This is a genomic window from Chryseoglobus sp. 28M-23 (assembly GCF_014789785.1).
Taxonomy (GTDB): domain Bacteria; phylum Actinomycetota; class Actinomycetes; order Actinomycetales; family Microbacteriaceae; genus Microcella; species Microcella indica.
Genome location: NZ_CP061846.1, coordinates 2,029,011 through 2,041,794, shown reverse-complemented (window position 1 = coordinate 2,041,794; position 12,784 = coordinate 2,029,011). Strand labels below are relative to the sequence as shown.

Genomic DNA, 12,784 nt, shown 5'->3' with positions numbered 1-12,784 from the left:
CCGGGAGGGACGACCATGACGCGCGTCGTGATCCTCACCGGCGACCCTGTCGGGGCCGCGATGGCGGGCCCCGCGATTCGCGCGTGGAACATGGCGCTCGAGCTGCAGCGCCACGGCCACGACGTGCGCATCGTCTCGACGAGCGACTCCACGGAGCCGTCCGCGCGCGACGGCGTCACCGTGGAGCGCGTGCGCGCGGGCGACGACCGCGCCTTCCGCGCTCACGAGCGCTGGGCCGAGGTCATCGTCTTCCAGGGCTACGGCCTCGGGCAGTTCGACAGCCTGCGCCGCACCGACCGGTTCCTCGTCGCCGACGTCTACGCCCCCATGCACCTGGAGGCGCTCGAGCAGGGGCGCGACTTGCCCGCCGCGACGTGGAGCCTGCGCGTCGCGACGGCACGCGACAGCCTCACCGACCAGCTGCGCCGCGCCGACCTCATGCTGTGCGCGAGCGAGCGGCAGCGCCAGCTCTACCTCGGCCACCTCGCGGCGATCGGTCGGGTGACTCCCGCGACGTACGCGGGCGACCCCGAGCTGCGCGGCCTGCTGGCCCTCGCGCCGTTCGGCCTGCCCACCGAGCCGCCCGCGCCCGGTCGTGCCCTGCGCGGCGTGCACCCCGCGATCGACGCCGACTCGCGCGTGCTGCTGTGGGGCGGCGGCGTCTACGACTGGTTCGACCCGCTCACCCTGATTCGGGCCGTCGCGCGGGTGAAGGAGTCGGTGCCGGGCATCCGTCTCGTGTTCCTCGGCACCCGCCACCCGAAGGTCGACGAGATGGGCATCGTGCGCCGCGCCGTCGACCTCGCCACCGAGCTGGGCGTGGAGGGCCGCGAGGTCGTCTTCAACGACACCTGGGTGCCGTATGCCGAGCGGGGCGCGTACCTGCTCGAGGCTGACGCGGGCGTGAGCACGCACCACGTGCACGTGGAGACCACGTTCGCCTTCCGCACGCGCATTCTCGACTACCTGTGGGCGGGCCTGCCGATGGTCGTCACCGAGGGCGACGGCTTCGCCGACCTCGTGCGCGAGGAAGGGCTCGGCGTGGTGGTGCCGGCGAACGATGAGGATGCCCTCGCCGACGCCCTGACCGCCGTGCTCACCGACACCGCCGCGGCCCAGCAGTACCGGGCGCACGTGGCCCGCGTGCGCGAGCAGTACACCTGGCCGGTCGTGCTCGAGCCGCTCGTGCGCTTCGTCGGCGCACCCCGCCACGCCGCCGACTACGTGCCGGGTCGGGCCGGCATGGGCGCAGGCTCCGGCCGTGCACGCCGCACCGCGGGCGTCGGCCACACCGCGCGCATGGCCTGGCACCACCTGCGGCACTCCGGGGTTCGCGGGCTCGCCGCGCGGGTGCGCTCACGGCTGGGAGGCCGCTCGTGAACGAGCGCGGCGCCGTGCAGGCGGCGTCGCAGTTCGTCGACCGGCGTCGGCCGCTGCTTCTGCTCGTGCTCGCCGCCCTCACCCTCATGGCGTGGGCCTTCGCCTCGCCGATCGGTTCGTCACCCGATGACGACTACCACCTGACGAGCTCGTGGTGCGCGGGGCCCGCCGCCGGCGAGCTGTGCGCGCCGGGGGAGGCCGCCGACGAGCGCGTCGTGCCGGAGGCGCTCGCCGGCATCGCCTGCTACGCCTACGACCCGCAAGAGAGCGCCGCCTGCCAGGGGGAGGAGTTCGACTGGGCGACGAGCGAGACCGTCGAGACCGGTCGGGGGAACTTCAGCGGCGAGTACCCGCCCGTCTACTACGCCGTCACCGGTCTCCTCGCCGGGGGAGACATCCAGGTGTCTGCACTGCTCATGCGCCTGCTGAGCGTGGCGCTCTTCCTCGGCCTCAGCGCCGCACTGTGGAGCCTGCTGCCCGAGCGCCGCACGACCCTCGTGTGGGCGTGGCTCGCGACGATGGTGCCCCTCGGCACGTTCCTTCTCGCCTCGAACAACCCCAGCGCGTGGGCGATCATCGGCGTCGGCAGCAGTTGGGTCGCCCTGCTCGGCTACGTCGAGTCGACGGGGCGTCGGCGCATCGGCCTGGGCGCGGTCTTCGTCGTCGCGACCCTCGCCGCGGCCGGCTCGCGCGGCGACGCCGCGCTCTACGCGGGGCTCGCGATCGCCGTCGTGTTCGTGCTCACCGTCACCCCGACGTGGCGCTATGCGAAGCTCGCCGTGCTGCCCGCGGTCATGGCCGTCGTCGCCCTCGCGCTCTTCCTCACCTCGCGCCAGGTCGGCAGCGGCCTGCAGGGGTTCGGGGCGGGCGGCTCGGGCTCCGGCACCGGTGGTGCAGACGACGGCGGTCTCGAGGCCGTCATCACGGGCCCCGCGCTGCTCGCCTACAACGTGCTCAACCTGCCGTCGCTGTGGGCGGGCCTGCTCACCGAGGGCGGCCTCGGCTGGCTCGACGTGCAGATGCCCTCCCTCGTGTCCTTCGCCGTCGTCGGCGTCTTCGTCGTGCTCGCCTTCGTCGGCTTCGCCCGCGTCGAGCGGCGCCGGGCGATCGCCCTGCTGCTCGTCGGCGCCGTGCTCGTGGCCCTGCCGCTCTACGTGCTGCAGGCCGGCGGTGACCGCGTGGGCCAGCAGGTGCAGCCGCGCTACCTCCTGCCGCTCATCGTGCTCTTCGCGGGCCTCCTGCTGCTGAGCCGCACGGGCGCACCGCTGCGCATCTCGCGACTGCAGGGCTGGCTCATCGGCGCAGCTCTTGCGGGGGCGCATTTCGTGGCCCTGCACCTCACGATGCGGCGCTACATCACGGGCATCGACGGCGCCGGGTTCGACCTCGGCGCGGGTGCCGAGTGGTGGTGGGCCGGGCCGGTCGGGCCCAACGCCGTGTGGCTGCTCGGCGCGCTCGCGTTCGCGCTGCTCGTCAGTCTCGCGGTGCCGCTGCTGACGCGGCCTGCGGCGACCGCTCTACGCGGTCAAGTGCCCGAGGGCGATGACGGCGACGCCGTCACGGCGACGCAGGCTCGTCGTACCAGCAGTGATCACCGCTAGACCCGCGAGCCTCTTGGCTCGTTCGACGCTGACCTGCGACGCCAGGCGCTGAAGGTTCGTCGCAGCCCGTTCGATTGCCGTGTCTCCGCCAAGCTTGATCTCGATCGCTGCCCATCGACCGTTCGGCAGTTCGATGATCGCGTCTACCTCGAGCCCGCGCTCGTCGCGATATCGACCCACTGTGCCGCCCATCGTCTCGGCGTAGACGCGAAGATCACGAATCGCCAGCGACTCGAACAAGAACCCGAGGGTTCTGGGGTCATCGAGCAGAGTGGTCGCCGATGCGTCGAGACCCACCGCGGCGAGCGACGGGTCGACGAAGTGCCAGGTCGGCCTCACCCGCAATCGAACTGCCGATCGCAAGTGCGGGCGCCAAGCGGGAAGCTCTTCCAGAACCCCGACTCGATCGAGCGCGTCCAGATACTTGCGCACGCTCTGGGCCGAGACCGAGCCGCCGTCGATCTCCGCCTCGGCGGCGAGCCTCGCGGCTGGAGCCTCGGTGGCGACGTTGCGAGCGATCGCACGCAAGAGCGCGCGCATCCGCAGCGGATCGACTCCCTCGCCGGAGAGCGGAATGTCCACCCGGGTGATGTCATCGAGGTAGGCGTCGAGATACTCGGTCGCAGATCGTTCGGTCTGCTCGACCAGGGCGGGCCACCCGCCACGAACGATCAACTGGGCGTAGTCGTCGACACTCGGGCCGCCGATTCCGGAAATCTCGCCATCGTCGAAGAGGGACCCGAGCGCGACGCACGCGAGAGACTCCCCGCTCTCGCTCAAGGTCATAGGGCGCAGCCGCAACCGGCGAAACCGTCCAGCACCACTGTGGCGTGTGACATCGTCAGCGGGTGTCTGGGAGCCGGTCAGGATGAACTGCCCAGACCGACCCCGAGCGTCGACGGCATGGCGAACGGCGTTCCACACTGCGGGCGCGAGCTGCCACTCGTCGATGAGTCGGGGGGTGTCGCCTCGGAGCACCGTCTCTGGGGCCGCTTCAGCCAGTTCGAGGAGATCCGGCGAAGAGTCGAGCCTCACAGAGCTGGCCGAGTGTCGCAGGGCGGTCGTCGTCTTGCCTACCGCGCGTGCGCCCTCGAGAATCACGGCGCCGAATGTGTGTAGTGCTCGCTCGACAGCAGCATCGATGATGCGAGTGCGATAGTCCACCATCAGCACAAGATATCACTTTTGCGTAGATTGAGATATCACTTTTGCGCGGATTGAGATATCACTTTTGCGTGTACTCAGACATCACTTTTGCGTTTTCGCCCGCATCACCCTCGAGACGCCGGTGCGGTCGATGTGCCGTCGGGATTCGGTCGCGTAGCGGCCCGACGCAGACGCAGACGCAGCGGCAGCAGAGCCGACGCCGCCGCGAGCCTCAGGGGAGCATCCCGACGCAGGGCGTCGCCCAGGCGACGCGTCAGGAGAGTCGACGGCCGCGTGAAGTGGCGGCGCTGCGCGAGCAGGTCGCGCACCCGCGGCAGGTCTGGCTGCGCGGCGAGCACCTGCTCGACCAGGCGCTCGTCGGTGCGCGAGAGGGAGCGCTCGAGACCGGGCGCGGCGTCGCGCGCGAGGTGCAGGAACGCGGCCGCGTGCGCGCACTCGTGCGCGGCCTTATCGTCCGTCACGTCGAGCGTGCGCAGAGCGAGGCCCGGCAGCAGGTGGATGCGCACCATCTTCGTCGCCACGAGCTGCCGATCGCGCAGCGCGAGAGAGCGGAACCACGGGCCGCGCAGCAGCTGCGCCGAGGCGGCGACTTCGGCGTCGAGCGGCTGCGGTGTGCGGGTCACCCGGCTCGGGGCGTCGTCGCCGAGCACGTAGGCGGGAGCACGGCTCGCGAAGCGCAGCGGGCGGCCCGAGAACCACAGGCCCAGGCTCACCGGCTGGTCGGAGCCGTTGGTGACACCTGTGCTGAAGCGCAGCCCCTCGTCGAGTATCGCCGCGCGCTCGAGCAGACCGCGCAGGGCGGTGCGGTACGGCAGGCGGTCGCGCCGGGGGTGCAGGGCGCCGGCGTGCAGCGGTCGCACGGGCGGATTGAGCACGGCTCGGCCCGAGGCGTGGCGCTCCGGCGCGATCACGGCGGCGAGGCCGTGGCGCTCGGCGAGCCGCAGCCAGTGGGCGAGAGCGCCCGGCTCGAACCAGTCATCCGAGTCGAGGAACGACACGTAGCGCGCGCGCGACCGCTCGAGCGCGAGAGTGCGCGGGCCCGCCGGGCTCGGCAGGCCGTCGTCGCACGGGAGCACCGTCACGACGGCCTCGGCGGGCAGATCCTCGAGCATGCCGTCCACGGCATCGACCGGCAGATTGTGGGCGACGACAGTCACGATGACCTGCTCCCCCCAGCTCAGACCAGACTCGGCGACCGACGCGACGGCGCGGGCGAGGGGCCGCGCGCGGTCGTGCACGGGCACGATCACCTCCACGGCGGGCCCACTATGGGGCACGGCTGCGGGCGCGTCCCTCACGCGACGACCTCCCGGTAGTGGGCGTCGAGCTGCGCGGCACTCGCCGCGAGGCTGCGCTCCGCGACGACCCACTCGCGGGCGCGCACGCCCATCGCGCGGTGCTCTGTCGACGGCAGGGTCAGCAGGGAGTGCAGGGCGTCGCCGAGCGCAGCCGTGTCCCGCTCGGGCACGACGAGCCCCGTCTCGCCCTCGCGCACCATCTCGGGCGCCCCGCCGCTCGCGTAGGTGATCGCGGGCACGCCGCAAGCCTGCGCTTCGAGCAGCACGAGCCCCGCGGCCTCCCGCCACCCGCGGTCGAGCTGGGTGGGCAGCACGAGCGCCCGCGCACCGCGCAGCGCTTGCCGCACCCCGGCGCGCGGCAGCGAGCCGAGCACCTCGATGTGGGGGTGCGCGGCGGCTGCGGAACGCACCGCACTCTCGAGCGGTCCGGCGCCCACGACGCGCAGCCGGTGCGGCGTGCGCCCCTGCAGTGCCACCGAAGCGTCGAGCAGCTCGTGCAGACCCTTGGCGCGCGACCAGCGGCCGACGAAGACGAGGGCGGGAGCATCCCGATCGTCGGTCGGCCCCTCACCGGGCGTGAACCAGTCGGTGTCGATGCCCTGGTAGTGCACCTGCACGCGCTCGCTCGGGAACCCTGCTGCGATCGCCCGGTCGGCCAGGTAGCGGCTCACCGGCAGCACGCGGTCGCTGCGCTCGATCGTGCGGCGGATGCTGCGTCGGTGGAACGCCGCGAGGGGCGTGCGCGCGCGGCTCTCCGCCGCGACGACGTCGTAGCCGTGCAGCGTCGTCACGAGCGGCGCGGCAGCGCTCACCGCGCCGTGCGACCAGGTCGCGAAATGCTGGTGCACGAGGTCGGGCCCCCACGACCGGATGCGCCTCGCGTGCTCCCGCCCCGCGAGAACCGCGAGCCGCATGCGCCACGGCCACGAGCCGGCACTCTCGGGAACGACCGAGTCGATCGCGATCCCCACGTCGGGGTCGCCCACGCGCGCCGCCCGCGCGAACACCGCGAAGTCGTGCACGGCCGCGAGCTCGAGCGCGTGCTGCACGACGAAGTACGTCGGCGGCACGGGCAGCAGCCCGGTCGTGACGGCGATCCTCATGCGGCGCCTACTCGGTGGCGCTGCGGCTGGCGTCGCGTCGACCGGAGTCGAGCCGCGCTTCGAGCTCGCTGATGCGGTCGTTCAGACGCGCTTCGGTGAGGGTGATCTCGCGCGCGAGGCGCGTGTTGAGGCGCGCGAGCCGCACCGACCGCTTGTACTCGTTGACCGTGTACAGCAGGCCGATGATGATCGCGACGTAGAAGAGAAGGTCGGCGCCGCGGCCGATGCCGACGAGCTGCGCGAGCACGGTGAGCAGGTCGGGCCAGATGATGACGACGATGCCGGCGAGGATGCCGACGAGCATGACGAGGCGGCGGATCGCCAGGTGGCGGGGGCTCGGCGTGGAGCGCAGCAGGTAGACGGCGATGCCGAGCAGGGCGAGAACGAGGATGATCTGGAACCACATGATGGCGGGCCCCTCTCAGTTGATGACGAGGTCGACGAGGATGTTGACCGAGTTGAGCAGCGACTGACCCTTCGCCTTCGAGTAGTCGGTGTAGACGACATGAACGGGATGCTCCGCCCACGGCAGGCGCGTGCGACCCAGTTGCACGACGATCTCGGTGGCGTGCGCCATGCGGTCCTGGTTCAGCTCGATGCCCTCCGCCGCGTCGCGGCGCAGCACGCGCAGGCCGTTGTGCGCGTCGGTGAGGGTGAGCCCCGTGCTCACGTTGGTGACGGCGACGGCCGTCTTGAGCACGATCGTCTTGAGGAACCCGGGGCGCGTGCGGTCGTCGAGGAAGCGCGAGCCGAACACGATCGCCAGATCCTCCTCGCGGGCGCGCTGCAGCATCGCGAGCGCGTCGACGAGGCGGTGCTGGCCGTCGGCGTCGAACGTCACGATGTACTCGGCGCTCGGGTGGGTGAGCGCGTAGCTGATGCCCGTCTGCAGGGCCGCGCCCTGACCGAGGTTGTGCGGGTGGCGGATGACGCGTGCCCCCGCCGCCTCGGCGACGGCCACCGAGTCGTCGCTCGAGCCGTCGTCGACGCACACGACGTGCGCGAATCGGGTGCGCAGCTCGTCGACCACGCCGCCGATCATCGTCGCCTCGTTGTAGAGCGGGATGACGACCCAGCAGGTCGAGTCGACGGCGTCGGGCATGAGTGTCATTGTGTCAGAGGCCGATAGCCTGAACGGGCCATGCGCATCCTCATCGCGTCACGCCTGTTCTTGCCGGAGCCCGCCGTGGCGGCGACCCGGCTGGGGGCGCTCGCGCGCGAACTGGCGGCGCGGGGCCACGAGGTCGAGGTGCTCACGAGCCGCCCGCCGCGCGGCTCGATCGTCGAGGACGAGCCGGGCGTGCGCGTGCGGCGCTGGCCCGCGCTGCGCAACCGTCAGGGCGCCGTGCGCGGCTACGTGCAGTACCTGAGCTTCGACGTGCCCCTCCTGGCGCGTCTGCTGCTGGCCCGCCGGGCCGACGTCGTCATCGTCGAGCCGCCGCCGACGACCGGCACGGTCGTGCGGTGGGCGAGCCGGCTGCGCCGCACCCCTTACGTGTACTACGCCGCCGACATCCTCTCTGACGCCGCCGCGCATGCCGGCACGTCGCGCACGGTCGTCGGCGTCGTGCGGCGGCTCGAGCGGGCGGCCGTTCGCGGTGCCGCGCGCGTGCTCTCCGTCTCGACCGACTTCACCGAGCGGCTGCTCGCGCTCGGCGCGCAGACCGACACCATCGCGGAGGTGGGCAACGGCGCCGACACGCGCATCTACACGCCGGACGGGCCCGCTGTGGACGCGGCCCCGTACGCGCTCTACGCGGGCACGGCCAGCGAGGTGCACGGCGCCGCCGTCTTCGTCGACGCCCTCGAGCACGTCGACGGGCTGCGGCTCGTCTACCTCGGCTCCGGCACAGATCATGCGGCACTGCAGGAGGCCGGCGAGCGTCGGGCGCCCGGCCGCGTCGACGTGCTGCCGACGGTCGCCCCCGCCGAGGCGGCCCGGTGGCTGCGCGGGGCGACGGTGGCGCTCGCGAGCGCGCGCCCAGCATCCGGTGATGCCGCCGCGTACCGCTTCTTCCCTGCCAAGCTGCACGCCGCTGCCGCGTGCGGCACGCCGGTTCTGTACGCGGGCGACGGCTCCGGCGCGGTCTTCGCCGAGGATGCCCCGCTCGGCACCGCCGTGCCCTACGACCCGCGCGCGGTCGGTGCCGCCCTGCAGCGCGCGCTCGACCACCCCGCCACGGGCGAGCAGCGTGCCGCCTTCGCCGCGTGGGCGCACGAGCGCGTGTCGCTCGCCGCCGTCGCGCGCCGCGCCGCCGACGCCGTTGAGGCGCTTCCCGCCGCGCTACCCTGGGGTCGTGCGCATCCACGAGTCCGCTGACGTCGACGCCTCGGCGTCGATCGCAGACGGGGCCACCATCTGGCATCTCGCGCAGGTGCGCGACGGCGCGACCATCGGAGCCGAGTGCGTGGTCGGGCGCGGCGCGTACATCGGCTCGGGCGTCAGCATCGGAGCGCGCTCCAAGGTGCAGAACTACGCGCTCGTCTACGAGCCGGCGGTCGTCGAGGAAGGCGTGTTCATCGGCCCCGGCGCGGTGCTCACGAACGACACGTACCCCCGCGCGATCTCGCCGCAGGGCGAGCTTCTCGGCGCGGACGACTGGCACGCGGTCGGCGTAGTCCTCCGCCGCGGCGCCTCCATCGGAGCCCGCGCTGTCTGCGTGGCGCCGGTCGAGGTCGGGGAGTGGGCCCTCGTGGCCGCCGGCAGCGTCGTCACGACCGACGTTCCGGCGCACGCTCTCGTCGCGGGATCGCCCGCCCGCATCGTCGGCTGGGTGGGCAAGGACGCCCGTCGACTGCACGAGGAGGGCGACGAGCTGGTGAGCGCCACGACGGGGGAGCGCTATCGTCTGCGCGGCGGAGCGCTCACGCCAGTGGACGGCGAGCAGTGAGCACCCGGCGACCGATCCCCATGGCCCAGCCGCTCATCCGGCGGGCTGAGCGCCGCGCGGTCGATCGCGTCCTGCGCTCCGGCATGCTCGCCCAGGGCCCCGAGGTGGCCGCTTTCGAGGAGGAGTTCTCGAGCGCGCTCGGACTTCCCGCGCAGAGCGTGGCGGTCAACAGCGGAACCTCCGCCCTTCATCTGGGCCTGCTCGCCGTGGGAATCGGCCCCGGCGACGAAGTGATCGTGCCGTCCTTCACCTTCGCGGCGACCGCCAACGCCGTCGCTCTCGCCGGTGCGGTGCCGGTCTTCGCCGACATCGATCTGCAGACCTACACGCTCGACCCCGCCTCGGTCGCGGAGGCGATCGGCCCGCGCACGCGCGCGATCATGCCCGTGCACCTGTACGGGCACCCGGCGCGGATGCCCGAGCTCGAGTCGCTCGCGGCCGAGCACGATCTGCTCCTCTTCGAGGATGCGGCGCAGGCTCACGGGGCGACGGTCGGCGGCCGACCGGTGGGAGCGTGGGGCGCGGGCGCGGCGTTCAGCTTCTACCCCACGAAGAACATGACGGCAGGGGAGGGGGGCATGATCACCCTCACCGACGACGCGACGGTCCGCGTCGCTCGACTTTTGCGCAACCAGGGCATGCTGCAGCAGTACCGCAACGAGATCGTCGGCTTCAACAACCGCATGACCGACATCCACGCGGCGATCGGCCGCGTGCAGCTGCGCTCGCTGGAACGCTGGACAGCGCGCCGCCGACAGATCGCAGCCGTGTACGACCGAGAGCTGCACGGGGTGGTCGTGCCGCAGGTGCGCGACGACGCAACGCACGTCTACCACCAGTACACGATCCGACTCGAGGGTGATCGTGACCGCGCGGTGACGGCGCTGCTCGACGAGCACGGTGTGCGCGCAGGCGTCTACTACCCCGTGCCCGTGCACCGGCTGCAGCCCTTCAGCTCTGCCGAGCCCCGCACGGCACTCGACAGCACGGAGGCCGCAGCGAGCAGCGTCGTCTCGATCCCCGTGCACCCGGCGCTCTCGTCGCGGCAGGTCGCGCGCGTCGTCGACGCGGTCAACGCGGTCGCCAGGGCGGGAGCCTCGTGAGCGGGCTGCGGGCGGGCCTGCTGGGCCTGGGGGCGATGGGGCGACACCACGCGCGGGTTCTGCGCGAGCTCGACGGCGTCGACCTCGTCGCCGTGGCGGACCCGGGGGGCGACCCGCACGGCGTCGCCCGCGAGCTGCCGGTTCTGCGCGGGGTCGACGAGCTGGTTCGCGCCGGCGTCGACCTCGCGGTGGTCGCGATTCCGATCAGCCTGCACGTGGAGACCGCCGAGATTCTCGCGCGAGCGGGCATCCACGTGCTCGTCGAGAAGCCTGTGAGCGCCGATTCCGCGTCGGCTCGTCGTCTCGCGGAGGTCGTCGATGCGTCGGGTGTGGTGGGTGCCGTCGGCCACATCGAGCGGTTCAACCCGGCGGTTCAGCAGCTGCGGCTGAAGCTCACCGAGGGAGCGCTCGGCGAGGTGCACCAGATCGCGACGCGACGGCAGGGGCCGTTCCCTGCCCGCATCGCCGACGTGGGTGTGGTCGCCGATCTCGCCTCTCACGACATCGACATCGTCTCGTGGATCACGGGGTCGAGCTACGAGCAGGTCGCGGCTCTCACCGCGCACCGCAGCGGCCGCGAGCACGAGGATCTCGTTGCGGTGACGGCTCGACTGCGGTCGAGCGTCGTCGTCAACCACCTCGTCAACTGGCTCAGCCCCATGAAGGAGCGCCTGGTGACCGTCACGGGGGAGAAGGGGGCGCTCGTCGCCGACACCCTGACCGGCGACCTGACGCTGTACAGCAACGGCAGCATCCCCCTCGAGTGGGATGCCGTCAGTGCATTCCGGGGGGTGAGCGAGGGCGACGTCACGCGCTTCGCCTTCCCCAAGCGCGAGCCCTTGCGCTCCGAGCTCGAGGCCTTCCGCGACGCTGTGCTGGGCAAGCCCTCGAGCGTCGTGACCGTGCGCGAGGGCGCGCAGATCGTCTCCGTCGTGGAGGCGATTCTCGAGTCGGCCGCGCGCGACGAGACCGTCAGGCTGTGAGGGGCGGGAGCGTTCGCCGCGCCGCGCCTCGCGCGAGCACGGGCGCCTGATCGTGGCGGTGCTGAAGCGCGTCCTCGGCTTCGTCCTCGCGCTCCTTCCGGATGCCGTCGTCGGCAGGGTGCTGCCCGGGACGTACCGCTTCCGGCCCCAGGAGGTCCCGGCGCCGCCCGCGCTTCCCCCTGAGGGCGGCGCCCTCGTGATCGCGCCGACGAACTACGCGGGCCAGGGCTTCCTCTGGGCGCGGGCCCTGCGCGAGCGCACGGGGGCTTCCGCCGTGTCGATCGCCGTCGCCATGCCGGGAGACTTCGCGCATGAGGTGGATAGTCGGGTGCCGCAGGGCGTCTACGCGGCGTCGACGGCGTGGAGCCGATCGTTGCGCGCGGCGCTCGCGGCCCGTGCGAGCCATGTGCTCGTCGAGGCGGGGCGTCGACCGTTCGGCTCGGTGCTCACCGAATCGCTCGACGACCAGGTGCGCTGGATGCTTGAGCGCGGGCTGACGGTCGGGTACCTCGCGCACGGGAGCGACCTGCGTCTGCCCAGCCGGCACGCTGCGCGCTTCGCCGATTCGCCGTTCCTGCACGGTCTCGCGGCGGAGCGCGAGCGATGGGAGCGCATCGTCAGCGACAATCTGGCCCTCATCGAGCGGCACGCGCTGCCCACGCTCGTGTCCACGCCCGATCTGCTCCTGGATGCGCCTGACGCTGCATGGCTCCCTGTCGTGGTCGACCCCGGAGCGTGGTCGACGGAGGAGCGGGTGCTCGAGCGTCGGGTGCCGGTCGTCGTGCACGCGCCGTCGCGCGGTGTGGTGAAGGGCTCCGAGCTCGTCGACGAGGCACTCGCGCCCATCATCGAGGAGGGGCTCATCGACTACCGGCGCATCAGCGGGGTGCCGCATCGGCAGATGCCGTCTCTGTACCGCGAGGCCGACATCGTGCTCGACCAGTTCCGCATCGGCGACTACGGGGTGGCAGCCTGCGAGGCTCTCGCGGGAGGGCGCCTCGTCATCAGTTCCGTCTCGCGCGAGTCGCGCGCGGCCGTCCGGGCGGCAACGGGCTCCGATCTGCCGATCGTGGAAGCACCGGCGGGCGAGCTCGAGAGGGTTCTGCGCGAGGTTCTGGCCGAGCGCGAGCGCTTCCGCTCGGTGGCGCAGGCCGGGCCGGCGTTCGTCGAGGCCCTGCACGACGGTCGTCGTTCCGTCGCCGTGCTGGAGCGGTTCCTGCAGACCTGAGAGTCGAACCCGGCGCGACCTCTGCCCTCG

12 protein-coding genes and 1 pseudogene are annotated in these 12,784 nt (G+C 72.4%); 7 read left to right on the top strand and 6 right to left on the bottom strand.

The window, feature by feature from the left end; genetic code table 11:
- Nucleotides 1-15: 15 nt before the first annotated feature.
- Both IE160_RS09935 and IE160_RS09930 read left to right on the top strand, forming a co-directional pair.
- A complete protein-coding gene (locus IE160_RS09935) occupies nucleotides 16-1,380 on the top strand; it encodes a glycosyltransferase family 4 protein (RefSeq protein ID WP_191150992.1) in 1,365 nt (454 codons plus the stop codon).
- Nucleotides 1,377-2,981 carry a DUF2142 domain-containing protein gene (locus tag IE160_RS09930; protein WP_191150991.1) on the top strand — a complete coding sequence of 535 codons (1,605 nt, stop codon included), beginning with the start codon at nucleotides 1,377-1,379 and terminating at the stop codon, nucleotides 2,979-2,981. The genes IE160_RS09935 and IE160_RS09930 overlap by 4 nt, the downstream gene beginning before the upstream one ends.
- Here IE160_RS09930 and IE160_RS09925 read toward each other — a convergent pair.
- The 6 genes and pseudogenes from IE160_RS09925 to IE160_RS09905 form a co-directional block, all read right to left on the bottom strand.
- Nucleotides 2,898-3,767 (bottom strand): ATP-binding protein, encoded by an 870-nt coding sequence (locus IE160_RS09925; RefSeq protein WP_235923938.1) that lies wholly within the window; start codon nucleotides 3,765-3,767, stop codon nucleotides 2,898-2,900. The two genes, IE160_RS09930 and IE160_RS09925, sit on opposite strands and share 84 nt — an antisense overlap.
- A 45-nt stretch (nucleotides 3,768-3,812) precedes the next feature.
- A pseudogene (locus IE160_RS12750) lies at nucleotides 3,813-4,148 on the bottom strand (AAA family ATPase); the annotation flags it as partial.
- A 104-nt stretch (nucleotides 4,149-4,252) separates the two neighbouring features.
- Nucleotides 4,253-5,404, bottom strand: coding sequence for a glycosyltransferase family A protein (locus tag IE160_RS09920; protein ID WP_191150990.1), 1,152 nt, complete (start codon nucleotides 5,402-5,404; stop codon nucleotides 4,253-4,255).
- A 38-nt stretch (nucleotides 5,405-5,442) separates the two neighbouring features.
- Nucleotides 5,443-6,549 carry a glycosyltransferase gene (locus IE160_RS09915; RefSeq protein WP_191150989.1) on the bottom strand — a complete coding sequence of 369 codons (1,107 nt, stop codon included), beginning with the start codon at nucleotides 6,547-6,549 and terminating at the stop codon, nucleotides 5,443-5,445.
- A 7-nt stretch (nucleotides 6,550-6,556) separates the two neighbouring features.
- Nucleotides 6,557-6,955 (bottom strand): DUF2304 domain-containing protein, encoded by a 399-nt coding sequence (locus IE160_RS09910; protein ID WP_191150988.1) that lies wholly within the window; start codon nucleotides 6,953-6,955, stop codon nucleotides 6,557-6,559.
- A gap of 15 nt (nucleotides 6,956-6,970) precedes the next feature.
- Complete coding sequence (locus tag IE160_RS09905; RefSeq protein WP_191150987.1) at nucleotides 6,971-7,660, bottom strand: glycosyltransferase family 2 protein; 690 nt, start codon at nucleotides 7,658-7,660, stop codon at nucleotides 6,971-6,973.
- A gap of 30 nt (nucleotides 7,661-7,690) precedes the next feature.
- Here IE160_RS09905 and IE160_RS09900 point away from each other — a divergent pair, with 30 nt between their 5' ends.
- Genes IE160_RS09900 through IE160_RS09880 form a run of 5 tightly spaced genes read left to right on the top strand, consistent with a single transcriptional unit; the run spans nucleotide 7,691 to nucleotide 12,754 of the window.
- The gene (locus IE160_RS09900) at nucleotides 7,691-8,869 is read left to right on the top strand and encodes a glycosyltransferase family 4 protein (RefSeq protein WP_191150986.1); all 1,179 of its coding nucleotides are present in this window, start codon (nucleotides 7,691-7,693) and stop codon (nucleotides 8,867-8,869) included.
- On the top strand, nucleotides 8,847-9,440 hold the full coding sequence (locus IE160_RS09895) for an acyltransferase (RefSeq protein ID WP_191150985.1): 594 nt from the start codon (nucleotides 8,847-8,849) through the stop codon (nucleotides 9,438-9,440). The genes IE160_RS09900 and IE160_RS09895 overlap by 23 nt, the downstream gene beginning before the upstream one ends.
- A 20-nt stretch (nucleotides 9,441-9,460) precedes the next feature.
- The gene (locus tag IE160_RS09890) at nucleotides 9,461-10,543 is read left to right on the top strand and encodes a DegT/DnrJ/EryC1/StrS family aminotransferase (RefSeq protein ID WP_191150984.1); all 1,083 of its coding nucleotides are present in this window, start codon (nucleotides 9,461-9,463) and stop codon (nucleotides 10,541-10,543) included.
- Complete coding sequence (locus tag IE160_RS09885; protein ID WP_191150983.1) at nucleotides 10,540-11,526, top strand: Gfo/Idh/MocA family protein; 987 nt, start codon at nucleotides 10,540-10,542, stop codon at nucleotides 11,524-11,526. The genes IE160_RS09890 and IE160_RS09885 overlap by 4 nt, the downstream gene beginning before the upstream one ends.
- 52 nt (nucleotides 11,527-11,578) lie before the next feature.
- Nucleotides 11,579-12,754, top strand: a complete 1,176-nt coding sequence (locus IE160_RS09880; RefSeq protein WP_191150982.1) for a glycosyltransferase — start codon at nucleotides 11,579-11,581, stop codon at nucleotides 12,752-12,754.
- Nucleotides 12,755-12,784: the final 30 nt, after the last annotated feature.

Bases quoted from the DNA above. Each gene is read 5' to 3' on its own strand.
- IE160_RS09910 (WP_191150988.1), bottom strand. From the start codon at position 6,955: ATGTGGTTCCAGATCATCCTCGTTCTCGCCCTGCTCGGCATCGCCGTC.
- IE160_RS09915 (WP_191150989.1), bottom strand. From the start codon at position 6,549: ATGAGGATCGCCGTCACGACCGGGCTGCTGCCCGTGCCGCCGACGTAC.
- IE160_RS09925 (WP_235923938.1), bottom strand. From the start codon at position 3,767: ATGACCTTGAGCGAGAGCGGGGAGTCTCTCGCGTGCGTCGCGCTCGGG.
- IE160_RS09890 (WP_191150984.1), top strand. From the start codon at position 9,461: ATGGCCCAGCCGCTCATCCGGCGGGCTGAGCGCCGCGCGGTCGATCGC.
- IE160_RS09900 (WP_191150986.1), top strand. From the start codon at position 7,691: ATGCGCATCCTCATCGCGTCACGCCTGTTCTTGCCGGAGCCCGCCGTG.
- IE160_RS09935 (WP_191150992.1), top strand. From the start codon at position 16: ATGACGCGCGTCGTGATCCTCACCGGCGACCCTGTCGGGGCCGCGATG.
- IE160_RS09905 (WP_191150987.1), bottom strand. From the start codon at position 7,660: ATGACACTCATGCCCGACGCCGTCGACTCGACCTGCTGGGTCGTCATC.